The following is a 24,692-nucleotide window of genomic DNA, read 5'->3' on the forward strand; positions in this document are numbered from 1 at the left end:
GATGCCTGCTACTGTCCTGTATATAATTGTAAATCAGAAGTTTACCTTCATGTTTTTCCCGTGTATACTCCTTATTTAGTTATTCTCTTTTACTGAGGGAGGGGTAGAACGTGCCCAATGAAGCAGTAATAGTCCGAAAGTCTCTTTGCGAATAAATAAATATATCAAACATTTTACAAATAATTTAAGAGATGAAAATGATAGAACTTGAAAAAACAATTTCCTTCAGTCGGGGTATGGGGCTTGCAGTCTGCATGCTTATAGGGACAGGCATTCTGGCATTGCCAGGACTGGCGCTTGATGCAGGCACGGTACATGAAGCGATCCTGGGCTGGTTCCTTATAGCCATTGCAGCAGTCCCTCTTATTGCAATTTGTTCCCGCCTTGGCTTGAGATTTCCTTCGACAGCCGGGCTTGCAGGATATTCTGAAGAGGCTGTGGGACCCTGGGGAGGATATGCAGTTTCCTATCTTGTAGGGGGCTCATTCTTTTTCGGGCTTCCTGCGGTTGCCCTTATAGGCAGCGAGTATATGGGGCAGCTTTTCCAGCTATCCGGGGTAGAAACTGCGCTTTTTGCGGTCCTGCTTGTAACCCTGATGTTTCTTTCCAACCTGGCGGGAATGAAGGTTATTTCCATGATCAATTATGCAGCTCTGGCTGTGCTTCTCCTGCTTATCAGCCTGCTAATAGCCTTTAATCTTAATTTTCTGGGCTCAGGGCTCGAGATTGCCAGCGAGGCTGTTAACGGCGGAGGGAAACTAGACCTGAATAACATCTGGAGAGTTGCAGCCCTGCTTTTCTGGGCTTTTCTGGGCTGGGAAAATCTCTCATTCTCTCTGGGAGAGATAAAAGATCCTGAAAAAAACGTTCCACGCCTGTACTGGCTGAGTTTTGTTCTTGTGACCTCTATTTACCTTGTGCTTGCCCTTATCAGCGCGGGAGCCAGTGCCTCAGGCACAACCCTTGAGGGTGCAGCCGGGCTTTCCAGCCTTGTATTTTTTGCGCCTGGAGGAGATCTGCTTATCTGGCTCATGGTAATAGTTATTGCAGCCAATGCCTGTTCCTGGAATTTTACTGCAAGCCGCCTGCTCTATGCAGGAGGCAGGACAGGCATCTTCCCTGAAATCTTTGGAAAACTTTCAGCAGGGAATATTCCTGTATACAGCCTGGTTGGACTGTATATTCTTTCAATCATCCTGATTTGCGGAAGCGATCTCCTCAAAATTCCCGTATCAGCCATGATGCTGCTCGTAAACCAGAACTTCGTTTTCCTCTACGCCTTCATTATAATCGCTTACTGGAAAACCGAAACAGGCTGGCAGAAATGGATCTTTTCAGTTTTTTCATTACTATCCTTGAGTTTTTTAATCTCAGGGTTTACCTGGAAGGTTACATATCCAATCTTTCTGATTGGCTTAGGTTATTTCAGGTATCTCAGAAGCATAAACAAGGTTCCTGTATCCAGAACCCCTGTACCGAGAGTCCCTGCATCAGGAAGTTCTGAATCCAGAAATCCTGTATCAGGAAAATAAAATGCTCTGTAGTTTTTGAAGAAGAGGTATTACATCTCCAGACCGCCTTCTCAAGTTTTCAACACTTTTTTTCTTTTCAGTCTACTTGAATTTATATTCGGCGGACACGAAGACTATATTTTCTTCAACAGCCTTGTAATAAGAGATTGGGCTGCGGAATTCTATTCCGTGTCAATTTGATCCTGAGTACTTATGAAAATTCATATACGAAAGGAATTAAAAATGGATGACGTACTCCTCACGATTTTCCGGGTAAGCTTGTTCGAAACTTTCTATGTTACAGGCTCTCTTATTCTTGCAGGCATAATACTCGGCCTTCTTGAGAATCGTGCCAACCTCTACGTCCAGAGAACCTTTGGCAGGAAAGGAATTCTGGCCACAGCCTGGATAGGCACTCCCATCCATGAGCTCGGGCACCTGCTGATGTGCTACATTTTCAGGCACAAAATTAACAGGTTCAAACTCTTCGACCGTAAAGCAAAAGACGGAGTCCTTGGATACGTTAACCATAGCTGGAATTCAAAAAGCCTTTACCAGAATATAGGAAACTTTTTCATAGGCATGGGCCCGGTCTTCAGCGGGACCGCAGCCCTTATTTTCGGAATGCACCTTCTCCTGCCAGACTCCTTTGCCAAGGTTACCGACTACCTTACCCTCGAACCTGCCCGGCCTGACCAGTATATGTTGACAAAAATCTTCGCCCTTACTGCTGACCTTTTTGGAAGCATTTTCTCGGCAGAAAACCTTATTTCTCTCAATTTCTGGATCTACTTCGCCCTGGCAATCTGCATCTCTTCCCATATAGCCCTGAGCTGGGAGGACCTTAAAGAGGCAGGCAGGGGTCTGATTACGATCTTCACCTTTATTTTGCTGGTAAATCTGGTTGCCCTTTTCCTCAATGCTGATTTTTCCGGGATTTTTGCGGATATTCTTGCCCTGAATGTATATCTCGTAGCTTTCTCAATGATTTCAATTGTTTTCTCATTGATCAGGCTGGTTTTGAGTGCTTTTGCGTATTATCTGAATCACAGGCTTTTCTGATCTGGAATAGTTATAATTTCTCTAATGCGGTCAGGTAAACAGCTATCTTTCCGACTGCATAAAAAATGCAAATTCGGTGGGAAGAAAATTAAAACCTATGCTGCTTCCCTATCATTTCTTCAATTTCTATCTTAATCATGCACAGCCTGTTAACTTCCATTCCTCAAACTCAAAAGGTCTTTTTCTGCCGTAGTATTCAGAAAGGACAGTAAACCTCTTTATTTTCTCACTATAATCTTTAAAGAATCTTGCCTGTCCGTTTCCAACAACGCTCCTGCAGGCGGATAGTTAAACTAAACATCCAGTACTGCATTATAAGAGGTAATGGGGGACCATGATTATGGGAGCCAATGAGAAAAAAATTATGATTAAGATAATCAAAGATGGACCGTATCGGGTTACAGGTGGAGTACCGCTTCTCGAGCAGGCAATTGTCACAGACGACACTGGCCACACCAGAGAATTAATTGATATAAAGGAATACCCCCGGCAGAATGCCTATATCTTATGCCGCTGTGGTTCATCCAATAACAAGCCCTACTGTGATGGGGCCCATCGCAAGACCGGTTTTGATGGTAGCGAAACTGCCAGCAGAAGGCCTTACCTGGAAAGAGCGGAAACATTCGAGGGCCCTGATCTAAAACTCACTGATGTCTACGAGCTTTGCGATCATTCCCGTTTCTGCCAGCGGTCTGGCGGAATAAGGAGTCTTATACAAAAATCAGACGATCCGGAAGCCCGACAAACCGCCATAGAGGAAGCAATGATCTGCCCGTCTGGACGGCTGGTTCTGTGGGACAAGAAAACAGGCAGACCCTTTGAAAAAGAATTTGAACCATCTATTGTACTGGTTTACGATAAACAAAAAGGTTGTGAAGGCCCTCTTTGGGTTCGAGGCTATATCCCCATTAAATCTGCAGATGGTGGCATGTACGAATCCCGGAATAGAATAACCCTCTGTCGCTGCGGGAAGTCAGAAAACAAGCCCTACTGTGACGGCAGCCACTGGATGGACAACCAGCAAAAGCTGGAGTTCAGGAAGAAGTGGGGTCTGGAATGAGTGAATTCATTAATTCATAGCGGTTGTTAACTTGCGGAAGTAGTAGTCTCACATAACGATCAGGCAAACCAAAAGCCAGAGTAAAAGCAATCAATTAACCCTGCGATGAATGCGGTTCATAAATAATTGAAGGAGCATATTTAGTGTATGAAACACACTACCGACGCAACTGAATCAATCGAAGACTTCTTTGCCCGCTACACCAGATATCTGACAGAAGGAGATATTGAAGGTCTCGCGAATATTTACAACTACCCTGCACTTGCCGTAACGGCTAGCGGATGTCTCTCAATCACCGAGCCGCAGCAATCCCGTGATTTTTTCAGCCAGGGTCAGGAATTTTACCGTTCTCGAGGGATCCATGGTGTTCGCGCTCGCGATATTGTCACATGCATTGAGGTTCCTGGCATCTGGATAGGGCATCTCATTTTAGAAAACCTAGATAAGTCTGGTTCTCCGGTTGGAGAGGAGCGTAACGCGTATCAGGTGGTGACGCTGCAAGATGGAACTCGCCTTATTGCTGTCTCTACTCCACTGGACACCTACAATCCTGACCAGAATAGCGGCGTTAAGTAGAGGATACAATATATTGCAAGCAGTATCAAAAGATGTACAAAAATTGCATATGAAAGCCTCGCGCTGGATCGGCAAGTATGCTCGGACCAAAGAAGATCATCAGGATTGCGCTTGACCAGCCGCCATTCTCCGTGTGCGAAAAAGAAAAGCAAGTCTTCACCAAACTCCGGCATTACATAGAAGCCTTTCTGAAAGTCGGTGACGTTGAATTGGGTCACATCGTAAAGCGGAATGTGTATGTAGTTCAAGACAAACCCCTGAACCGATCTTCGAGATATTCCAGCAGGTATGGGGTCACCGACCAAATCCACTGGCAATCATGATTACAGGGAATATCACAAATGAAAACGTTTTATCGGCTTTTAGGAGTAGCTTTTATTGCTATTACCACTACTAATTTTGTGCTGTTTGCCCTGACTTTCTGGGCATATCTTACGACTAAATCCGTAATCTCAACCTCTGTGATGGCTGGCGTTTATCTAGTGGCAACAGCGCTTTCCGCCAATTGGTTTGGCTCAATAGTAGACCGCTATAAGAAAAAGCACGCCATGATAGGATCAAGCCTTGCCACACTGCTTCTTTTTACCTCGGGTTTAGTGCTCTTCTACCTGAGTACCGAGGCCGATTTCGCTACAGTGACAAGCCTTCGTTTCTGGATCTTCGTTCTTATTCTCCTTCCTGGGGTGATAGCCGGAAGCATATACAGCATCGCCATCCCCACCCTGGTAGCTTTCCTTGTTCCTGAGGATAGGCGCGATCGAGCTAATGGGCTTTTTGGCACGGTCATGGGAATCTCTTTTACCATCACATCATTAGCCAGCGGTCTTGCTCTCGCTTTCGCCGGCATGTCTTTTGTGCTGCTTACTGCCATCATTTTCACACTTTTTTCTACCCTGATGCTCTGGCTCATACCGGTTCCAGAAAACACCACCTTTAATCCAATAGAAAGTAATCTGAGAAAAATGGATATTAAAGGTACGATTGAAGCGATTAAAGCCATACCAGGTCTTTTCGCCCTCATTTTCTTCACTACCTTCAACAATTTCCTGGGTGGAGTGTTTGTAGCTCTTATGGATGCCTATGGCCTGAGCCTGGTGACGGTTCAGGTCTGGGGTTTGCTGTATGGTTTTCTAAGTCTTGGCTTTATCCTTGGCGGCTTCTATATCACAAAAAAGGGGTTGGGAGGAAATCCCGTACGCAATTTATTTCGCATTAATATCATTCTCTGGACAGTATGTATTTTTTTTGCTATCCAGCCTTCGATAGTGCTTCTGGCTGTAGGAGTTCTCATATATATGTTTTTTGTTCCCTTTGTCGAAGCCATCGAACAAACTATTTTTCAGAAAGTCGTGCCAAAGGAGCGCCTGGGTCGGGTGTTTGGGTTTGCTTACAGCATTGAACTGGCAGCCTCACCTCTCACGGCATTTTTCATCGGTCCAATCGCTCAGTTTGTATTTATCCCGTTCATGACCACTGGTCGAGGTGTAGAGTTAATTGGCAGCTGGTTTGGCGTGGGAGCAGGAAGAGGTATTGCACTAGTGTTCATACTCACAGGATGCATTGGACTTATTGTTACCCTTACAGTTATGCGCTTGCGGCCCTACAAGCTCCTTGCTGCCAGATATAATGAACCTACAAATCTCGAGAATGAAAGAAATGAGAAATGAACCTTTAAATAAACATTATTTTTCAGATAAAAATAGTTCATTCTCTCGATCATAATCTGCAATTTTTTAAAGCTATATCACATTCTACAGAGAGAAAACGGTGTAGTGAGAGTAAACTGCTCTTTGCAATAAGGTGTTTCATCCTATTTTTTGGTCAAAGCCCACAAATAAGTTTATGATCAATTTTTAGTTTCTTAAGTAACTAATATATGCATCGAATATCTATAAAAACTAAATTTAAATTATCCAGGCTTTACGCCTATAAGTCTATAAACTTTTTCTATTTTTAACTACCATCTCAATATAAGGTTGTTTTAATCTGCAAGTAAATTGTGAGAATTGATAATATTCTAAGAATCTCTATAGAATGCGATATTAACGACAAATTCTGTATAAAAAACAAATTCTCTGTAAAATTAAATCCGTTGTCTTATGCTTCTATTTTAATATAATAAAACAGCTTATCCAAATTTTAATTATAGTTTCATTCATAACTTTTATATACTCACAAATCTATCAGGGATCAGATTAGTTTCAAGTGTAACAATTTCATAAGTTTTCTTTTTCTCAAAATAAGCTTATCTAGTTCATAAATAGTTGTAAAGGATAAAATTATGGAAATTTCAGGAGAGACAGACCCAAGGGAAATATTAGGTCCGATTGCCCACATTTATAGGAGCTATCTGGCGTACATGGCAAAGGAACTTGAGACTTATGGGGTTGGGAGTGGACAATTTGAATTCTTACTGGTTTTATATCACAAAGATGGTGTCTCCCAGGAAACCCTTGCGAAAATTCTGAAAGTGAGCAAAGCAAAAAGTACCAGAGCTATCCAGGGCCTGGAAAAAGAGGGTTATGTATACAGGCAAAGGGACGAAAGTGATCTTCGAGCTAACAGAGTTTACCTCACTGATAAAGGGAAGGAAATGAGAAACTTCATTTTTGAGAAATTGGTTTCTTTCATGGATATTCTCTTTTCGGACTTTACCCTGGAAGAGAGAGAAATTTTCAGGCTGCTTCTTCATAAAGCCGCAATTAGATTTTTTGATCCCGGGTTTGAGCCTCCGACTGACACGCCTAATGAACTGAAGTAAAAATGAACGACATAAAGTAAAAGACTGCAGAGAAGAAAAGATGGATAAAAAAAGTGAATTTCTGGGTAAAGAAAGTATCAGAAAGCTTCTTTTTAAGCTTTCAGCTCCTATTGTCGTTGGAATGCTGGTACAGGCTCTCTATAATGCTGTAGATACCTTTTTCGTGGGAATGGTATATGGAGCAGAGAGCGTCCAGGCCATAGGCGGGCTCTCGATAGCTTTTCCGATTCAGATGATGATCATGGCTTTCGGAATCGTACTCGGGACAGGGGGCTCTTCTATAATCTCGCGCGCCCTTGGTGCACGCGAGTATGAAAAAGCCGAAAGGGTACTTGGAAATGTTTTTTCCCTGAGCTTGATATTAAGCGTGCTTATAGCCATTCCCTGTCTTTATTATCTTGATCCGATTTTGAAGGTTTTTGGAGCAACTGCTGGAGTCCTGCCCTATGCCAGAGATTATCTTCAAATTATAATTGCAGGAGGTACTTTCTTTGTCATTGGAGTGGCTGTTCAGCATGTCGTCCGCTCTGAAGGAAATGCCCGCCTTGCAATGAATGCTATGCTGGTAGGAGGCGGCCTCAATATTTTCCTTGATCCACTTTTCATGTTTGGCTTTGGAATGGGTGTGAAGGGTGCTGCAATTGCAACTGTACTGTCCCAGGCTGTAGCGTCTGTCTGGCTCCTGCTTTACTACCTTAAAGGAAAAGGAGCTGTACATTTCAGGTCAGAAACCCTGAAGCCTGATCTGAAGGTTATTAAGGAAATCGGGGCTATCGGTATAGGGTCTTTTGTAATGCAGTGCTCGAATAGTATCATGATGATTTTCGTTTACAATGCACTTGCAACTCATGGGGGAGACGTTGCTATTGCCATTTTTGGTGTAATAATGAGGATAAACTCGTTCATTTTCATGTCCCTTCTGGGCATGGCCTTCGGTCTACAACCGATTGTAGGATTTAACTACGGGGCTAAGAAATATGGAAGGATAGCTGAAGCCGTAAAATTATCTCTTGCAGTGACAACAACTATTGGGTTTCTTGGCCTGCTTTTCATTTTCCTCTTCAGAGCACAACTTCTACAGTTATTCAGTTCAGATCTGCAATATCTGGAGCTTGGGAAGAATGCAATAGTGATCATGCTTCTGGGTATGCCTCTTGTAGGCCTGAACGTAATAACATCAACCCTGTTCCAGGCTCTGGGAAAAGCCAGACCCGCGTTCCTTCTTTCTATTAGCCGGCAGCTCCTCTTCCTGATTCCTGCTATTATTGTCCTTCCCGACCTCTACGGACTTAATGGAGTCTGGGCGGCTTTCCCGGTTGCGGATCTATTGGCATTTATGCTTTCCGGATTTCTGCTTTTCAGAATATACAGGTTCTTCAAAGAATACAAAGATTCCTTAAAAGCTGGTACTGGATCAGAGGTCGCAGATAAAATATCTCCTATCTGACAGTTCATAAAGATGTTCAGATTACGATATGCAGCCCCTTAGGAATAGATATGGAAATAACAAATGATAAAAGACATTCAAATCAGGACAAGCACCTCTAAGGGAATAGATCTGGAAACAGATGGAATAGGAAGGAGTTCAATCCTTTCTTAATTTCTTGCTTCACCGGGACATGTAGCTTTCTGTTCCATATATTCTATAAGCCTTACAAAACTTCCGCTGCCTTCGGAATCAAGTTCCATTTCCACAAAATAAGTATAATCCGAGATTACCGAAAGCCCTCCTGCCCCTCTGCTGCCCACAATCAGCGAGTAAACCTTTGCGTTATACTTCTTTTTTGCTTCTTCCCAGCGAGCCAGTACGAGTTCATCAGAAACTTCGGATTTGCCATCGGTTATAAAGAGCAGGTCTGCTCCCTGAAAGTCTTTTTCTCTCAGGGATTTCAGGCCCGAGGCAAGGGCGGTATTGAAGTCCGTTCCTCCGCCAAAGGTATAGAGCAGAAAATTCAGGAATTTCTCGGACATTTTTTTCTTGCTGCTGAGTTCAATCTCAAGGTGCTGGCTTGTAGAAGCAAAAAGAATAACCTTCATATCCCGTTGCTGGGAGAGCATCAGCTTTGCCATAGCCAGCACAGCAGCCTTGGCAAGGGTCTGTGGGACTCCGTGCATGGAGCCTGAGGTATCCACAAGCACTATCATAGGGCCTCTGGGTTTTATACGAGGAGGGCCTGTGTAATGTTTCCCGAGTAGCTGGTAGCTCAGGAGCTTTCCTTCAAGCATATCGGCATAGAATTTCTTTTTCAGGGAAGGATTGAGGAGTTTTGCAGCTTCCATTGGCAGCAAGTTATTGATGGAATCAGAAAAACGCACGGTCTGGATCCGGTTTTTTCCAAAAGGTGAGAGTCGTATGCGGTCCGAGGGTGGGTCGAATTCACGCCTGCCTATAAAGTCCACGATTTTCCTCAGGTCAGGGCTTTTTTCAAAAAAGGTTGAATAATTCTTAAGCATTTTAAGTTGCACGTAGAAAGGTTCTTTCTTAAGCTCTTTTACGGAATAGCTCCAGTTGCGCTGAGGAAAAAGCAAAGCAAGCGTGTCGAATAGCTCCAGGTTTTCTTCCATCTCTGATACGAATTCATTCATTCTCCGATATAATCCTTCCATTACTCTTTCCAGAAGCTCCTGGTAGCCATCCGTCTGCATGAATGCCAGGACAGCCTCGGTCAGGGCAAATTCTCCAAAATTTCTCTTTTCCTGACCATTCCTGCCTGAAAACTCCACAAATAGGTTATTTCGCCATATCAGGAAGGTTTCTTTCAAGATTTCTTCGAATTGTCTCAGGATCTTATACATTCCAGCATCGAGCTCCTTAAGATACTCTGTACCCGAAGTGCTGGTTGAAGAATCTGAAAAGCGTTCCAGTATCTCATAAACCAGAGGCAGGAGAATTTTCAGGCCTGCAATACCGGCTCTCCGGCTTTTTTTTGCAATTTTCCGGAGTTTGGGCCAGGGTTTTGAGTTTCTCAAAGTTAGAAGAATGGGATAAAAAGCTCCGAAAGTTCCTATGAACCTCGCAGGATCCTTTATCTCATAAGGCTGCCCAAAAAGGATTTCAAGAGTAAGGACTTCAGCTATCTTTTCCCGCAAAGGGCGAGGGATAGTCCGGGGAAAGGCTATCGTACTTCTGAGATCTCTTTCCAGCACGGCAACAGTTTGATTCTGGAGAATAAGCAAATCCCGCAGGTTTTTGTTTCCTGAGACTTTATTTTTTGAGAAAGAGGAATAAGCTTCAGACGAGGCTGTCTTCAGAATATTCGGAAAGCCTCCATAGTCTTGCATTTCGAAACCTCGTTTAAATTTCCGCTTTGAGATCATCCAGTTTGAGAATAACTGATTTGAAGCTACCTGATTTAAGATTATTCGGTTTGGAAATACCTGGCTTGAAACCAAGCACTATAGGTTCTTTATAAGTTTATCTGAGCTTAAATCGGGAGCTAATTCCCTTCATAAAACTATTGACAGTACTGCTCGAATCGGGTATGGGAATTTTTTCCATTCCTTTTTTCTCTATTTCTTTTTTCCCCGTTTCCTGTCTTCCTGCTTCTTTTACAGGCGCGGATTCAGGATGCATCTTCCTGTTCTGCAGTCCGAGCATTGACCGGCTTTTTGAAATAAGGTCATTGAGCCCGGATAACTCGGTACTTCGAGTGTCATGCAGGAGGAGAGCTTCATTTCTATCAAGAGTAGAAAGCCAGATATTCGCCTCCATCAGGCTTTTAAGGAGTTCCCTTTCTTCTTCAAGCCTGTGCTTTACGCGTTCCACCCTATCGGCAAGGGCTCTCAGTTCTTTTTCAAAAACTTCTTTCTGAGCCTGGATCAGTGTACTCGCTTTCCCAGTCGCTTCCTGAAGCGAATCGATTTCCCTGACAAGGTTGTCATAGGGGTAGATCCTTGAGGAACCTTCCTTTTTCAGAGTGTAGCTATGATTCGGATGGGAAGTATGGTGAGTTTCAATTTCCTGTCTCAGCCGAAATTCTTCTCCGCAGCTATCGCAGACAACCTTTACAGGAAGTTCATTTTTCAGGGCTATGCTTACCGCTGCCTGGAGGTCTTCGGCTTCCTGGCGCAGTTTTTCCGTACTGATGCCGCCTGAGATTGCGAACTCGAAAACTGTTCTGCGAATGGTTTCCCGCTCTTCAGGCAGGTTCCAGAGCATGTGCTGAAGCAGAAGCACCATTGTCCTGTCCACGGCCGGGCATCCGCTGCTGCAGGCTGCAACCCTGAGCACCTGAACGACTTTTCTCCAGCGCCGGTCCGAGATTTCGATTTCCTGAAGCTGAAGGCTTTTTCGAAGTTCGGTTACGATTATCTCAACATCAGGGTCAACAGGAAGTGTCTTTGAGCGCTCCCGAACCGCATATATCTCGGAAATCCTGAGCCTTGCAGCAGGCACGAAATCTTCAGGACTCCTGAAAAGCAGGTTCCGGAAATTCTCCTCATCCTGGATATAGGCAAGTCTGTACCTGAATAAAAAGCGGTCATAAAGGGCTTCAAGACTCTCGTCCTCATCAGGAAGCTCATTGGATGCCCCGAAAACCGAAAGTAGAGGCACATCTACAAGTTCCCTCCCATTATGGTATTTGTGCTCGTTGAGAATGGTCAGCAAGCTGTTCAGGATGGCACTGCTGGCTTTAAAAATCTCGTCCAGTAAAGCAATATGGGCAGTTGGAAGGCAGCCATCGATTTTCCGACGGAACTCATCTTCTTCCAGGGCTTTTAAGGAAAGCGGACCAAAAATCTCTTCAGGGGTGGAAAAGCTTGTCAGGAGATAGTTGAAGAAATTACCACCTTCGATCAACTGGCAGATATTCTTCGCAAGCTGTGTTTTTGCCGTTCCCGGGGGCCCCAGGAAGAGGAGGTTTTCCCCGGACAGCACGGCAAGGAGAGAGCCGTTGATCTCGGCTTCCCGCTCTTTAAAATATTCCATAAACGCGGATTTGATCTCAAGAAGCTTTTCTTTCAGGGGCAGACCTCCGGTAGCATGAGTGGAAAATATAGTTTTTTTCGGATTTTCTCTTAAGTATTTAGCCTGATTCTATTTTGATCCTATTTTAAGTCTTCCAATTGAGTCAACTATTGAAAGATAAAAAAATAACCCCCAGGTGATTTACTGAAGAGGTCAAAATCCAGAGAAATCAGAAGAAGCCTGCAAAACCTGAAGAAATCTGAAGATTGTACTTTTCCTTAGCTTAGCCCAATACCATTTACTTATAATGAATTAATTTAAGGAGTTGACTTAAGGAGTTAATTTAAATATTTTTAAAGATTTAACTTAACTCATAGAAATATAATTTGAATGACACAGACAAACGATTTAATCTAATAAAACATAATAAATATATTTATTGATTAAGAAATTTACTAACATATTATGGAAAGTCTTAATTCAGGATTCCATGCTGGATGTTAAAAATATAGATGACCCTGGCTGCATAAATTCCAGATTTTTGCAGGAGCTCTGAACATGATTGAGGTAAAGAATCTTTCTAAGTTTTACGGAAGTACAAAAGCGGTGGATAATGTTTCTCTTTCTGTAGGGAGGGGGTGAGCTCTTTGGCCTCCTGGGGCCAAACGGCTCAGGAAAAACCACGATGATTAAGATGCTTACAGGCCAGATAAAACCAACGTCTGGTTCCCTCAGGGTTCATGGAGTGTATGTTCTTGAAGACCCAATCAGGGTCCGGGAACTTGTGGGTGTTATTCCTGAGCAGGAGACTCCTCCAAGTTTTCTGACGGCCGAAGAGTATCTCCACTTTGTTGCAAAGGTCAGGAAAATGAAAGATTACGAGGCAATTTGCGAGAAATGGTTTGAATTCCTCGATTTCGAGGATCAGAAAAACTCCCTTTGTAAAGACCTATCAAGAGGGACAAGGCAGAAATTGATGTTTGCGCAGGCTTTCCTGCATGAACCTGAACTTGCCATTATTGATGAACCCCTTATCAACCTCGACCCTGTAATGCAGCGCAAGGTAAAGGATTTTCTTTCAGGCTACGTGAGAAATGGAGGAACGATCTTTATTTCGACGCATATCCTCGAGATTGCAAAACAGATCTGCACCATCATTGGAATAATTTACAGAGGAAAACTGGTCTATACAGGCCGCCTTGATGATCCTGTTCTCGAAGGCAGGAATTTTGAAGAATTCTTCCTCAACCTGGTAAGCCGGCCAGTGAACTCTGATGAATGTGCGAGTATACCTGCACAGTATGCGTGATAATAAAAGCAAGAACAAAACTGGCAGGGGTTTTATGTTTGACATATTCAAAAGTATGCTTAAAGAAGAATGGCGGATGCACTCGAATTTTTTCGGGAATATGGGTTTCTCCCTCTTTCCGGTCTTTATCTTTCTGTTCACCTTTCTCGTAAGCCTGATTCTGCCCATTTTCAGGGAAATTTTTACGTATACCCAGATAGCCCTGGGGATGCACTACCTCTTTTTGCTTCTTGGTGGCATGGTAGGAGCCTTCGGGCTTATAGGCAGGGAGTTTATGAATCGGCGTTTCGGGCAGGCAAGCCTTATCGCATATTCTTCAAGGACACTTCCGGTTTCCGAGAGACTTATCTTTGCAAATTTCCTCGTAAAAGACATAGTGTATTACTTTGTCTTCTACATACTTCCTTTCATTGTGGGTTTTGCGCTTGCTGCGGCTTTTGTCCCGGTTGGAGGTTTCCATTCCTCTGTTACCCTTCTCATCCTCCTCCTTACACTTTCACTTTCTTTTATGATCGGACTCTCGCTGGTATTTTTCCTATCTACGATTTATGCATATTCCGGAAAGCTATTGATTTCGGGCTTACTGGCTAGTTTCATTTTCTTGCTCTTTATTTCAGGGAATCTGGATTCCAACAGTTTTTACAGTCTACCAAGCCTTTCTTTTTTCCTGCTTCCTTCAAAAAACCAGTTTCTGCTTTCTTCCGTGCTTATAATTGTGCCTTCGGTTTTATCCCTGCTTTTCCTGAAGGTAGACTTTCCCCAGGCTAAAAAGAGCTTTCCAAACTCATTTTCTAAACTTTGCAGGGAGTTTGGTTCTTACAGGTATGCAGCTTTTGTTGCAAAGGATCTCCTTGACCTGAAAAGGAGTGAAGGAGGGTTCGGAAAGTTAATATTTTCCTTCCTGCTTCCTGCGATTCTTATCTGGATGCTCCTTTCAGCCCTGGGAACAGTTCTCCCGGCTTTGAATACTTTAATCCTGTTTTCCCTTGTCCTGGGAGTACTTTCTTCCTCAATGTATAACTGGCTTACAGAATACGATATCTTTGCCTCGTATGCTTTCTTTCCCCTGAAGGTTTCGGACATGATAAGGAGCAAACTTAACAGCTACCTTTTCCTGAATCTGGTTCCGCTTCTACTGCTTGTCCCTCTAACCTTCACAAAAGACCCTGAAGTTTTGCTGCCAGCCCTGCTGCTTTTCATCTCTATTTCCCTTTATATGGTTTCAATACTTATTTACCTGACAGGTCTTTCCCCTTCCATAAACCTCTACAACGGCAGGACTTTTGCACTTTATACGCTGTCTGTAATGCCACTCTTGATGGTGAATATTATCCTGTCGATGTTCGGATTCTTTTATGTGTTTGTAAACCTCCTGCTTCTGCCTCTTGCCTTCTACCTGCTCGGGAAAAGCTTCAGGAAATGGGATGGGATTGAAAGCCCGCGTTTTTGACGATGCCTGCTGGTTGAATAGAGATCAATTATTTGCATAGCGCAGGGGCAAAGGATAGAACTTGCCGCGGATAAAAGCCTATTGAAAAAATGGCTCTGTAGAAATCCTCTAAATTCTGTTTTTACCCAAAAATTATAAAAATAAAATTGTAAAAATGCTCCTTAATTTTTTTGTCCACACAAAAAACAAAGGAGCAATTGCTATTGTCATCAAATAAGTATATTAAATTTATTGATCTCAGTCTTAAAACGGTTCAGTCTTCCAGACTGAACCTTTACTCCTGCAAATATTCCAAACGTGTTTATACTCAACATCAGCTTCTTGTTCTTGTTTTATTGAAGGAGTATATAAGTACAGACTACCGTGACTTTGTAGAACTTGTTGACCTCATGAACAATATAAAGGAAAAACTTGACCTTGATAAGGTTCCTCATTACACTACTCTTCAAAAGTTTGTGTCCAGAATTCCCTCTTCATTGTTTAACCTAATTTTGTCAAAAACTCTAAAACTATTTTACTCACATGGAGAAAAAGTTCTCATTACGGCAATTGATGCAACAGGATTTACGAGTTCTTATGCAAGTCATTATTATTCTAAGAGAACAGGGAAGCTCCGAAGGAGCTTCCTTAAAACTTCAATATCAGTAGACACTATTAAAAAAGTAATATTAGGATGGAAAATTAGCCAAAAAACAGATCATGATGTCAAGCATGCAAAGACTCTGATAAGACAATCAAACAAGTCAAGAAAGTCTCAATGTTATGTGATGGATAAAGGATATGATTCCGAAGAAATTCATACTCTAATAAGAGAAGAGATAAAAGCAGATTCAATAGTACCTTTGAGAGAAAGAAAAAGAAAGAGAATAAACGGAAAATATAGAAAACAATTAAACAAAGACTTTGATAAGATCAAATACAATAGAAGGAATATAGTAGAGACAATAATATCTGTTGTAAAAAGAAAATTTGGAGAAACATTAAGAGCAAGAAAGGTTAGAAATCAAGTAAAAGAAGTAAAAGTTAAACTAATAGTCTATAATATAAACAAAAAAGTAATACAATTATTATGGATTAAATTAAGGATTTCTACAGAGCCGAAAAAATTATAATCGATTTGTAACCTTTATGAATCTGATTTTTTGACATAAAATATTCTGAGACTCTTTTGACACCTGTTTTCGCAATAGTTTTCTCTTACATTATTTTAGTAGATTGGTGATAATTATTGTTAATAGTAATCATTAATATCATTTTTAATAACATTAATAATAATTTAATAGTAAAGTTATTAATTATTATTTAATAGTAAAATTATTAATTGTTATTAACAGTTCTTTTAACAACTGTTTTTAATATTGGCTTTGATATTCGCTTTTTAGGAGCTTTTTTGAGATTAAGTTGCGTAGACTTGAAGTGCCAAGGCTGGAAATTGACAGGTCAAATTAGAGATTAACAAGTTGTTGAAAAATACAGAGTGAGTTAAGAATTAATGCATCTATTCTTTTATAGGAATATCAGACAATCAAATTTTTGGACAGGAAACTTATTTATAACTTCGTGACAGTATAATCAGATACTTATAGAAAATATCGGTACAGAGATGTTTCTATATAGCAAAATGTTCTACAACAGCTGACGGTTCAAAGGCTGGGGCTGCCAGTGGAAAGCCGCAGGCAAAGACCCAAGCTGAGAAGCCGGCAAAGAAGAATGCCAAACCATCAAAAAAAGGAAAAAAAGGAAAGTGATTAATGTAAGTCAATTCCTCAAGCAGTAGCTTATCATCAACCGATATCCGGAAAATACATGGAGCATACCCGGAAAATACATGGAGCACACCAAAAGATATGGAGCAATAAATTTTAACGCCTCTTATGTAGTACAAAATTTAAAAAATACTATGTGAAAGGTAATAAAATAGATAAGCTACTGCCTGATATACTTCCCTTAAACCCGAATTTTAAGTTATTTATAACAGGTTTTTGGGCTGTTTATGTGCGGGCAACATAGGCAGCCTCATAGTATTGATAAGGATCTGGCTTTGAATATCTTTTGCCCTTTCAATCACGAGTTCTTTTCCTTTCTGCGTGAGAGCAAAAAGCGGGATTGCAGCCGCAACCTGCACAAGAGGTTTTGCAAGTTCCCGGATATATCTTGAAGCACAGCTGATTACAATATCCGAATTTTCCAGAATACCCTCAGCTTCTTCTTTGCTGACTCCTGTAACATGTACAGCAATTATTATAAGGTCAAGCCCGAGTTCGGTTTCAAGCTTTCGCAACTCTTTTGCGGTTTCCGCAAAAGCCACGGTTACTGCAATCTTTCGGTACCCAAGTTCGGCAGCTTTCCTTGCTCCTCTAACAGGGTCAATAGCAGCAGTTGAAGGATCGAGTACGGTTCCGCCAAGTTTCTGGATTCCATCAATTATGCCACCGATTGGCTCAGTTTCTATAAGGCCGGACATCCTGCCCCCTATACCCTGGACAAGTGCAGGGTTGCTGGCAATGACAGTGCCTGCCCCGTCACAGGCAGTTACGGTCGTATCAAGAAAACCACACCTGAGACCGGACATCACGATTTCCGACGCCCCGAAAGCCACATAGGTATCAAGCTCAAAGAGTTTGCGCCCTGGGGTGAACATTCCTACATCACGAATCCGGGACTCAATATTCTTTTTAACCTCTTCCCTGGTGATATTCTGGACTCCTCTCAGCTTGGCAAAAAGAGGGCACCAATCGATTTCCGGTTCCCCAACTTCTACAACCCTGCCGTCTTTTACGACGACTCTTGCTTTTCCCAGCAGTTCCATTACATGAGGCATATAAATACACTTCACTCTCGTATTATTTTAGAAAAAATTGTTTTATTAGATGAAAATATATCCTATTAAAAGGAAAATAAGATTAAAGAAATTGAATTCTAATAATTAGATTAAAAGAAAAACTAAAAAGAAAATGGTGACAATTTTGAGAGCCGTTCTTATTTCAACTCTCTTGGCTGTTTGTTTTCAGGCAGCACCGGCAGAGGCATGGTGTTTATCAGAAGCGGGCTTTTGATATCCTTTGCCCTTTCTACTACAAGTTCCTTTCCTTTCTGGGTAAGGGCAAAAAGCGGGACTGCTGTTCCAACCTGGGCAAGTGGCTTTACGATATCCCGCACGTATTTTGAGGCGCAGCTAGTTGTGATGTCGGCGTTCTCAACAAGAACCCTGGCTTCTTCTTCGTTAAAACCTGTGGTATGCACACCAATTATTATAAGGTCAAGCTCGAGTTCGGATTCAAGCTCTCGTAACTCTTTTGCGGTTTCTGCGAAAGCCACGGTTACTGCGATTTTTTTGTATCCCAGTTCGGCTGCTTTCTTCACGCCTGCAACCGGGTCCATTTTTGCAGTCGAGGGGTCAAGCACAATCCCGCCGCGTTCTGAAATCCCGTTGATTATTCCGTCAATCGGCTCGGTTTCGACAAGCCCTGACATCCTGCCTCCCATGCCCTGAACAAGGATGGGGTTATTGGAGATAACTGTTCCTGCCCCTTCGCAGGCGGTCACGGTTGTATCAAGCAAACCCCTGATCAACCCTGTCATCATAACTTCCGACGCCCCGAACCCTACAAAGTCTTCAAGTTCCAGCCTGCGTTTATCCGTGAACATCCCGAAATCGGCTATCCTGAACTCCATATTTTTCCTGACTTCTTCCGGGGTTATCTTCTGGATTCCGCGTATCTTGGCAAAAAGGGGGCACCAATCGATTTCAGGTTCCCCTACTTCAATAACCTTCCCATCTTCTACGACTACTCTTGTTTTCCCAAGCAATTCTATTATATGAGGCATGGCTACTCCTTCATATTAGCAAAATAACATTATTAAGGAACTGAGATCCGATAAAAATAGCATTTAAGGTTTGTGTCTATATATATAATAGCTTTTGGATTTAGGGTTTTGATTTGAGCCATGTCTGTTTAATATTTTAATTGATTCAACCTTATTTCTACTTTTTAGGTTTCCACCTGCTAAAGATAGTCTGAAAGCTTTTTGAAACTGGAGGGCAGCCTGGAGCTTGAGAATTGCTAGAGGTTGGATAATAGCTTTAGTTTTCATTGTCATCAGTTCCATCAAGCTCTTTCAATTTCTTCTCGCAAATACTAATTATCCTTGGATCTTCAATTGCTTTTCCAATAGATAGAGATTGCTTCAAAAATTCAATTGCTTTTCTGGGCTCCCCCAGATCACTGTATGCTAACCCCAGATTTCCAAGGTGATTTCCTTCTCCTCTCCTGTCTCCTGTTTCTCTGGAAATCTTTAAAGCCTGTTCGTAATACTCAATCGCCTTTCTGGGCTCTCCCAGATCACTGTATGCTAACCCCAGATTTCCAAGGTGATTTCCTTCCCCTCTCCTGTCTCCTATTTCTCTGGAAATCTTTAAAGCCTGTTCATAATATTCAATTGCTTTTCTGGGCTCGCCCAGATTACTGTATGCAGTCCCCAGATTTCCAAGAACAGCTCCATGAGTCTGTTTGTCTTTGAGAACTGGTTTGTCTTTGAAATGGTCATCAGGAAGTAATTTTTTGTAAATATCAATTAGTGTTCTTGGATTCTCCCAGAGATTCAGAAGAGATGGGAGATTGTATCTCCATATGATATCGGCTGCAAAATCATACTCTCCAGCTTCGCAAGCGTGGTAATGGGCCTCGATTACTGGTTGAAGGTCTTCTTTCTTGGTGGGATTTTTTGGTAGTGGAAGAGAAAGGTAGTATTTTACTGCAAGCATATGTGCTTCTTTTTTGTCTTTGAGATCCCCATAGGAAAATTCCTGAATTAAGGGGTGTAGCCAGTAACTTCCATTATGGTCGGTTTCGAGAAGGGACTTATCGACGAGTTTCTTAACAATGTCTATTGAGGTATTTTCTGTAAACATATCTTTGAGACCTTTCATACTCACAAGCTCACGATAGACTGAAATGCGCTCAAGAAACTCTTTTTCATCTCCTGCTAATTTATCGAATAATCTTCTCGCCTTTTTGATAGTATCCTCTTTTTCTTTTTGATACATATTTAAATCGGCAAGTATGTCTTTTGCCCCAAATCTTTTTACAAGCTCCACAAGCAATTTCAAGGCAAGAAGATGACCGTCCACACCTGTAGCCAGTTCTTCCAGCTTTTGAGGTTCTACTTCACCAAGCCCATTTCTAGCAAGGTAATCAACTGCAAAATCCGTTCTCAAACCATTGAGATGCTGTTTTTCTTCATCTTCCACCACATCTATCAGACTTTCCCCGTTTTCGAATATGGGCAGAACTCGACTTGTTATAATGACTTTTGCGTTGTGGGTATTGTGTCGCAAGGAAAAAAAGAGGAGTTCAATTTCTTTGTCAGTATAATTTTGGTCTGCAAGAATGGTGCTCAAATCATCGAAAATTAGCCAGATTTCGCTCCTTCTATGAAGTTCGCCGGTGAGTTTGTCAATATCAATTTTTCCGGGTTCTCTTCTCTCCGCTTTAAAAGATACAATTTCAGGAGCATTCATGTAAGCAGCCAGTTTCTCAAGAATATCACTCAGTTTTGCATCCTGATTATCATGGAAGCTGAACCAGAAAGGCTCAGGGACGTTTACAGGTCTGAGGTCTACAAGAGCTCTTGCTAGAGTGGACTTGCCGACACCACCAACTCCGCTGATTAGTAAAATTTGGTGACTTTCAAGGTATGTAAGGGCTTTTATTAATTCTTCTGAACGGTTTTCGCTAACGAACTCCTTCAATCGTCTTGGATACGGCGGTAGTGTTGAAGGATTATAGCGACTCAGGATTTCCTGATTTACCGTTTCTTGTCGCTTTTGGTCAAGGTACTCGATGATCTTGACAAATTCGTCACCTGAAGGCGTGTTGAAGTTGAAAAAAGTATTGTAGTTTCCCACCGCGAGTTGATCAACATTCTATATATTGAAATTTATGATTAGTCGAATTTCCTTAACAAGGTCTGGATTCTCTCTTAGCAGTTTCAGGATCTCCTGCTTAAGCTCTTCTTTTGCTTTAGGATCATCGGGGCTTTCAGAGACTTTTTTAAGCGCTTTTTCAAGGGATTCACCCATTTTAGGACTTATTTTGTCCAGCAAAGTCTTTGCTCTCTTCCAACTTTCGGAACCGAGTTTTTCAATGCCTTTTTCTAAAAGCATATCTTTGCTTTTATCTACTACAGCTTTGCCTCCCGCATAGATAAATGGCAGGGCTGGAGCGAGAATATTTGTTGCTTGCTGGGCTAAGAAAGCTAGATCCATAAACTCCTCCGAATTCTTTTTGACATTGGAGGCATTACAAAATAAATCTTGCTGTTTTGAGCGGATGAAAAGAAGAAATTTTAGATCTTTGACTTTTCCAGATCACGATTAGATAAATTTACAAATTTCAACTTTTTTGCAAAATTTTCGTGAAGGCCGCTCTCCTTCGTCGAAAGTGGACGTATTCTGGTTCTGAAAGATGAATCCCTTGGTTCTGCCTTCTTGAATAAGGAAATAAATTAATTTAAAAGTGCTGCTGGAAAAAGAAGGTAGTAAGAATCCAATAAGGAAAAATATATAGACTGATAAAAATTAACTGCCCAAATTTAGTTAACTTACTCCAAAGGTTTCTAATATAAATAAGGATAATTATAACATTAGTAGCAAGGGTTTACACTTAATTTTTAGAAAAAAACAAAAGAATACTGTCTTGAAGATATTAAAGAGACTCTATCCTTTTAAATTTAATTCTTCTTTTTTAAATGTAATCCTTTGCGGAAATAAGTATCTTTGCGGAAATAAGTATATATCTGGGGGATATGGTACATGAAAAATCATATACTGATTATACTACTTGGCGTTTTGTTCACATTGTCAATGGGAACTGCCCTTGCACAGGATATGGAAGCAAATGACACAGAGGCTTTTCAACAGGCTTTAGAACAGGATGGATTCACAGTACAGGAAGGTGAACTGGCTTACTTTGATTTACTCAGGTTATTGGAGGAAGGAGTATTGCCTTCTGCATACGGAAATAATCCTACCACAAAATATGTGATATATTTTGTTCCACCGGCTCCAGGTTATGAAGTAGAGGAACAGATGTCTGAAATAGCCAGTACGCTTGGGGTGAGCGGGAACACAACTCCATTCTGGAACCTCCGTCCTGATGAAGCCGTTGTTTTCGTAGGAAGAACACCACCGGAATGCAGATACTTCAGTTATGATAATATGTTAATGCACAGAACAATTGGGAATGAGAGAAGATGGATCTTTTCCAACTTAGTAGATACGATAAACAACCTTGTTATCAAAACCGAAGGAACGCCAGATGGAGCTTCCGGAGATCCTTTCAACCAGACTACAATAATAATCATTACTGCTGATAGAGGCATTGACCAGCGCATCCGGGATGCTGCCGAGTCTGCAGGATACTCAAACAATACAATTAACACCCAGGTGCTGCCCTCGGTCATGCTGAACATGGGTTTGGATAATGATTCCGATACATTTGCATCATTTCTCCGCCCAGCCTTATTCAATGATACCCAGGCTGGTGACGATTACATTAATAACACACCTGCAACTATTTTCCGTATTACTCCCAACAATACAACAGAACTGGATCCATATGATTATCCGGAGTTAAGAATCCGCGGAACCGGACAAACAGAGTTTGAGCTTATGGATGATCTCGAAGAGCTAAGGGTTGCAATTCTCGAAAAATACAACAAGTCAAATGCAACAGAGCTCCCGACCAGTCAGGGAGCCCCTGTAGGGAGTGATGCTATTCAGAGAGGAATCAATGGAGTAGGTCCTACCAACGATGCATGCTATCTATGGTCAGCAAACCAGACTATCTTTTCGCCGACACCTCCTTTCTTTGACACTTCGGAATACTATCCTTTCCTGCGAGACCCGGCAATTACTTTAGGTAATGATACCGATGAATTCATAATTGTATATGGGGTCAACCATGTAGCTGCAGGAAAGGCGACGTACTCTAATTTTGCAATATACGGAGCTGATGTGTTTAACGGCGTTATAGCAATCACAAATGAGGATTTCAATGGATCTGCTGAGGAATACCTCCCTGATAATCCCAATGCGAAATATCTTTATGTCTACAAGCTATCCAGAAACTGCAGTGAGGATGATCAATACTGCTACGAAGTTCCTTATGGTCAGGGAGTTCACGGTATAGAGCTGGATCAGCCGCTTTTCATTGGCTGGAGAGCCTACCTGGAAAACGCTACAAAAATCGGGCCAGCTTACTCAGAGATCGTGTACGATAGGGCTATAAAGTTTGATCCAGAAAGTTAAGGTAAAATAAGGAAATGGAACTGAATATAGGAACGTTAAGGCGAGTTTAAGCTCTGGTTGAGGCGTATTACCTCCAAAAAAATTTTTTCATTTTTTTATGTTTTACTATTTTTAGATTTCCACTTTATAGTCAGGGATTTTTAGTTTCATCAAATACTTTGTGGTTGTCTGGGTTCTAGAAATCAGTGATTCAAAACTGTTGTTGTTTAAAAAAAGAAACTATACATTGCTCAACGGAAGAAAAAAAAGTTGAAGGAATCAGAGAATAGAAATCCTCTAACCATTTAAGTTAGTAAACAATGACTCTAAACTGTGCAGAGTTCAGAGCTGCGGGCGCCTGTCGATGATTCTCTTTGCCTTGCCTGCAGTTCTCTCGATGCTGCCTTTCTCAAGGAGTTCGACGTTTGTGCGGATGTTTAGGACAGACTTGAGTTCACGCTGGACGTAGTCCTGGACGGCTTTGAGGTCTTTGAGTTCGCCGGTAAAGGCATTGTCTTCTAGCTCGACTTCGATTGTGAGTTCGTCGAGCATGTGTTTGTTGCGGTCAAGAATTAGCTGGAAGTGATCGCCCACCTGCGGAATCCGGGAGATGACGTCCTGGATCTGGGAGGGGAAAACATTGATTCCTCTCACGATCAGCATGTCGTCGGCCCTGCCCATGAGGCGGGAAATTTTTGTGGTGGTTCTGCCGCAGTCGCATTCGGATTCAAGAAGTTTTGTCATGTCGCCTGTGCGGTACCTGATGTTGCAGAAGCCTTCCTTGTTGATGGAGGTGAGGACAAGTTCTCCTTTTTCGCCTTCTGAGACCTGCTCTCCGTTTTCATCAAGGACTTCAACAAGAAAATTATCGCTCCAGATGTGCAGCCCGTCCTGCTCCTGGCACTCAAAACCTATTCCAGGCCCGAACATCTCGGATAGTCCGTAGCAGTCATAGGCTTTGAGGTTGAGCCGCTTTTCAAGCTGTTTGCGCGTATTTTCCGACCAGGACTCACCACCGAAGATAGCGGCTTTCAATGAGAGTTTGTCTACAAGGTCGAGTTCTTCAGCCGTTTCGGCAAGGTAAAAGGCATACGAGGGCGTACAGTGCACAGCTGTTACCCCGAAGTCGACCATCATCTCTAGCTGCCGGGCGGTATTTCCGGTTGCAGCCGGCACGATCATTGCGCCCATCCTTTCAACGCCGTAGTGGAAACCCAGGCCTCCTGTAAAGAGCCCATAATTCATGGAGTTCTGGATTATATCGCCTGCAGAAAGCCCTATCATTGTGAGATCTCTGGCAATCAAATCCGACCAGGTCTCGATATCCTTTGCCGTATACCCTACGACTGTGGGCTTCCCGCTTGTGCCGGACGAGGCGTGGATACGCACTATATCTTCTTTTCTGGCAGCAAAAAGCCCAAAAGGATAGTTTTCCCGAAGGTAGGCTTTTCGGGTAAAAGGCACTTTACGGATATCATCGAGAGTTTTAATATCCTCGGGAGTGACTCCAGCTTCCTTGAATTTCTGCCTGTAAAAAGGAACATTTTCATAGACCAGCTTTAAGCTCCGTTGAAGGCGTTTAAGCTGTAATTTCTTCATTTCTTCGGGATTCATTGTTTCGTATTTCGGCTGCCAGTACTTCATTAACAGAACCTTCTTTTTTATTTGTGAAACCGTTCTCAGGTCATAAATTTTAATGTATAAGTGCCATGCCTCTACATGGCATGATATATTAAATAATCTAATCAGTAATATAAAATGTTT

Annotated in this window: 19 protein-coding genes; 11 read left to right on the forward strand and 8 right to left on the reverse strand. The window is 42.1% G+C overall.

What is annotated here, in order from left to right:
- The first annotated feature begins 191 nt into the window (after positions 1-191).
- From AOB57_RS13230 to AOB57_RS13260, 7 genes are all read left to right on the forward strand, one after another.
- Complete coding sequence (locus tag AOB57_RS13230; RefSeq protein WP_226999519.1) at positions 192-1,532, forward strand: APC family permease; 1,341 nt, start codon at positions 192-194, stop codon at positions 1,530-1,532.
- 222 nt (positions 1,533-1,754) lie between these two features.
- Positions 1,755-2,573, forward strand: a complete 819-nt coding sequence (locus tag AOB57_RS13235) for a hypothetical protein (RefSeq protein WP_054297745.1) — start codon at positions 1,755-1,757, stop codon at positions 2,571-2,573.
- Between the two features lie 340 nt (positions 2,574-2,913).
- Positions 2,914-3,633: a CDGSH iron-sulfur domain-containing protein gene (locus tag AOB57_RS13240; protein WP_226999520.1), complete on the forward strand. Its 720-nt coding sequence runs from the start codon at positions 2,914-2,916 to the stop codon at positions 3,631-3,633.
- 147 nt (positions 3,634-3,780) lie between these two features.
- Positions 3,781-4,209, forward strand: coding sequence for a hypothetical protein (locus tag AOB57_RS13245; protein WP_054297747.1), 429 nt, complete (start codon positions 3,781-3,783; stop codon positions 4,207-4,209).
- Between the two features lie 341 nt (positions 4,210-4,550).
- Positions 4,551-5,876, forward strand: a complete 1,326-nt coding sequence (locus AOB57_RS13250) for an MFS transporter (protein WP_054297749.1) — start codon at positions 4,551-4,553, stop codon at positions 5,874-5,876.
- A 614-nt stretch (positions 5,877-6,490) separates the two neighbouring features.
- On the forward strand, positions 6,491-6,970 hold the full coding sequence (locus tag AOB57_RS13255; protein WP_054297750.1) for a MarR family winged helix-turn-helix transcriptional regulator: 480 nt from the start codon (positions 6,491-6,493) through the stop codon (positions 6,968-6,970).
- Between the two features lie 40 nt (positions 6,971-7,010).
- Positions 7,011-8,417: an MATE family efflux transporter gene (locus AOB57_RS13260; protein ID WP_054297751.1), complete on the forward strand. Its 1,407-nt coding sequence runs from the start codon at positions 7,011-7,013 to the stop codon at positions 8,415-8,417.
- Positions 8,418-8,566: 149 nt separating this feature from the next.
- On the opposite strand, the gene AOB57_RS13265 is transcribed toward AOB57_RS13260, so the two are convergent.
- On the reverse strand, positions 8,567-10,252 hold the full coding sequence (locus AOB57_RS13265) for a vWA domain-containing protein (RefSeq protein ID WP_054297761.1): 1,686 nt from the start codon (positions 10,250-10,252) through the stop codon (positions 8,567-8,569).
- 133 nt (positions 10,253-10,385) lie between these two features.
- Positions 10,386-11,900 carry an AAA family ATPase gene (locus AOB57_RS13270; protein WP_082384042.1) on the reverse strand — a complete coding sequence of 505 codons (1,515 nt, stop codon included), beginning with the start codon at positions 11,898-11,900 and terminating at the stop codon, positions 10,386-10,388.
- A 664-nt stretch (positions 11,901-12,564) separates the two neighbouring features.
- Between AOB57_RS13270 and AOB57_RS13275 the strand changes: the two genes are divergently transcribed.
- From AOB57_RS13275 to AOB57_RS13285, 3 genes are all read left to right on the forward strand, one after another.
- The gene (locus AOB57_RS13275; protein ID WP_264371701.1) at positions 12,565-13,188 is read left to right on the forward strand and encodes an ABC transporter ATP-binding protein; all 624 of its coding nucleotides are present in this window, start codon (positions 12,565-12,567) and stop codon (positions 13,186-13,188) included.
- 34 nt (positions 13,189-13,222) lie between these two features.
- Entirely contained in the window at positions 13,223-14,638 is a 1,416-nt protein-coding gene (locus AOB57_RS13280; RefSeq protein ID WP_054297753.1) for a hypothetical protein, read from the forward strand.
- A 203-nt stretch (positions 14,639-14,841) separates the two neighbouring features.
- Positions 14,842-15,750, forward strand: coding sequence for an IS5 family transposase (locus tag AOB57_RS13285; RefSeq protein WP_167829631.1), 909 nt, complete (start codon positions 14,842-14,844; stop codon positions 15,748-15,750).
- A gap of 857 nt (positions 15,751-16,607) precedes the next feature.
- Here AOB57_RS13285 and AOB57_RS13290 read toward each other — a convergent pair.
- From AOB57_RS13290 to AOB57_RS13310, 5 genes are all read right to left on the reverse strand, one after another.
- The gene (locus AOB57_RS13290) at positions 16,608-17,459 is read right to left on the reverse strand and encodes a methanogenesis marker 8 protein (protein ID WP_054299523.1); all 852 of its coding nucleotides are present in this window, start codon (positions 17,457-17,459) and stop codon (positions 16,608-16,610) included.
- A gap of 158 nt (positions 17,460-17,617) precedes the next feature.
- The gene (locus AOB57_RS13295) at positions 17,618-18,466 is read right to left on the reverse strand and encodes a methanogenesis marker 8 protein (RefSeq protein WP_054299524.1); all 849 of its coding nucleotides are present in this window, start codon (positions 18,464-18,466) and stop codon (positions 17,618-17,620) included.
- A gap of 63 nt (positions 18,467-18,529) precedes the next feature.
- The gene (locus AOB57_RS13300; protein ID WP_054299525.1) at positions 18,530-18,733 is read right to left on the reverse strand and encodes a hypothetical protein; all 204 of its coding nucleotides are present in this window, start codon (positions 18,731-18,733) and stop codon (positions 18,530-18,532) included.
- Positions 18,723-20,546 carry a tetratricopeptide repeat protein gene (locus AOB57_RS13305; protein ID WP_167829632.1) on the reverse strand — a complete coding sequence of 608 codons (1,824 nt, stop codon included), beginning with the start codon at positions 20,544-20,546 and terminating at the stop codon, positions 18,723-18,725. Before AOB57_RS13305 ends, AOB57_RS13300 begins: the two co-directional genes overlap by 11 nt.
- An 18-nt stretch (positions 20,547-20,564) precedes the next feature.
- A complete protein-coding gene (locus tag AOB57_RS13310; RefSeq protein WP_054299527.1) occupies positions 20,565-20,906 on the reverse strand; it encodes a hypothetical protein in 342 nt (113 codons plus the stop codon).
- A 546-nt stretch (positions 20,907-21,452) separates the two neighbouring features.
- Between AOB57_RS13310 and AOB57_RS13315 the strand changes: the two genes are divergently transcribed.
- Complete coding sequence (locus tag AOB57_RS13315) at positions 21,453-22,949, forward strand: hypothetical protein (RefSeq protein ID WP_054299528.1); 1,497 nt, start codon at positions 21,453-21,455, stop codon at positions 22,947-22,949.
- Positions 22,950-23,270: 321 nt separating this feature from the next.
- Here AOB57_RS13315 and AOB57_RS13320 read toward each other — a convergent pair whose 3' ends face one another.
- A complete protein-coding gene (locus AOB57_RS13320) occupies positions 23,271-24,572 on the reverse strand; it encodes a phenylacetate--CoA ligase family protein (RefSeq protein ID WP_054299529.1) in 1,302 nt (433 codons plus the stop codon).
- Between the last annotated feature and the right edge of the window lie 120 nt (positions 24,573-24,692).

The organism is Methanosarcina flavescens, from assembly GCF_001304615.2.
GTDB classification, from domain to species: Archaea; Halobacteriota; Methanosarcinia; order Methanosarcinales; family Methanosarcinaceae; genus Methanosarcina; species Methanosarcina flavescens.

Coding starts and splice junctions, on each gene's coding strand:
- AOB57_RS13230 (WP_226999519.1), top strand. CDS start 192: ATGAAAATGATAGAACTTGAAAAAACAATTTCCTTCAGTCGGGGTATG.
- AOB57_RS13235 (WP_054297745.1), top strand. CDS start 1,755: ATGGATGACGTACTCCTCACGATTTTCCGGGTAAGCTTGTTCGAAACT.
- AOB57_RS13240 (WP_226999520.1), top strand. CDS start 2,914: ATGGGAGCCAATGAGAAAAAAATTATGATTAAGATAATCAAAGATGGA.
- AOB57_RS13245 (WP_054297747.1), top strand. CDS start 3,781: ATGAAACACACTACCGACGCAACTGAATCAATCGAAGACTTCTTTGCC.
- AOB57_RS13250 (WP_054297749.1), top strand. CDS start 4,551: ATGAAAACGTTTTATCGGCTTTTAGGAGTAGCTTTTATTGCTATTACC.
- AOB57_RS13255 (WP_054297750.1), top strand. CDS start 6,491: ATGGAAATTTCAGGAGAGACAGACCCAAGGGAAATATTAGGTCCGATT.
- AOB57_RS13260 (WP_054297751.1), top strand. CDS start 7,011: ATGGATAAAAAAAGTGAATTTCTGGGTAAAGAAAGTATCAGAAAGCTT.
- AOB57_RS13265 (WP_054297761.1), bottom strand. CDS start 10,252: ATGCAAGACTATGGAGGCTTTCCGAATATTCTGAAGACAGCCTCGTCT.
- AOB57_RS13270 (WP_082384042.1), bottom strand. CDS start 11,900: ATGGAATATTTTAAAGAGCGGGAAGCCGAGATCAACGGCTCTCTCCTT.
- AOB57_RS13275 (WP_264371701.1), top strand. CDS start 12,565: ATGATTAAGATGCTTACAGGCCAGATAAAACCAACGTCTGGTTCCCTC.
- AOB57_RS13280 (WP_054297753.1), top strand. CDS start 13,223: ATGTTTGACATATTCAAAAGTATGCTTAAAGAAGAATGGCGGATGCAC.
- AOB57_RS13290 (WP_054299523.1), bottom strand. CDS start 17,459: ATGCCTCATGTAATGGAACTGCTGGGAAAAGCAAGAGTCGTCGTAAAA.
- AOB57_RS13295 (WP_054299524.1), bottom strand. CDS start 18,466: ATGCCTCATATAATAGAATTGCTTGGGAAAACAAGAGTAGTCGTAGAA.
- AOB57_RS13300 (WP_054299525.1), bottom strand. CDS start 18,733: ATGAAAACTAAAGCTATTATCCAACCTCTAGCAATTCTCAAGCTCCAG.
- AOB57_RS13310 (WP_054299527.1), bottom strand. CDS start 20,906: ATGGATCTAGCTTTCTTAGCCCAGCAAGCAACAAATATTCTCGCTCCA.
- AOB57_RS13315 (WP_054299528.1), top strand. CDS start 21,453: ATGAAAAATCATATACTGATTATACTACTTGGCGTTTTGTTCACATTG.
- AOB57_RS13320 (WP_054299529.1), bottom strand. CDS start 24,572: ATGAAGTACTGGCAGCCGAAATACGAAACAATGAATCCCGAAGAAATG.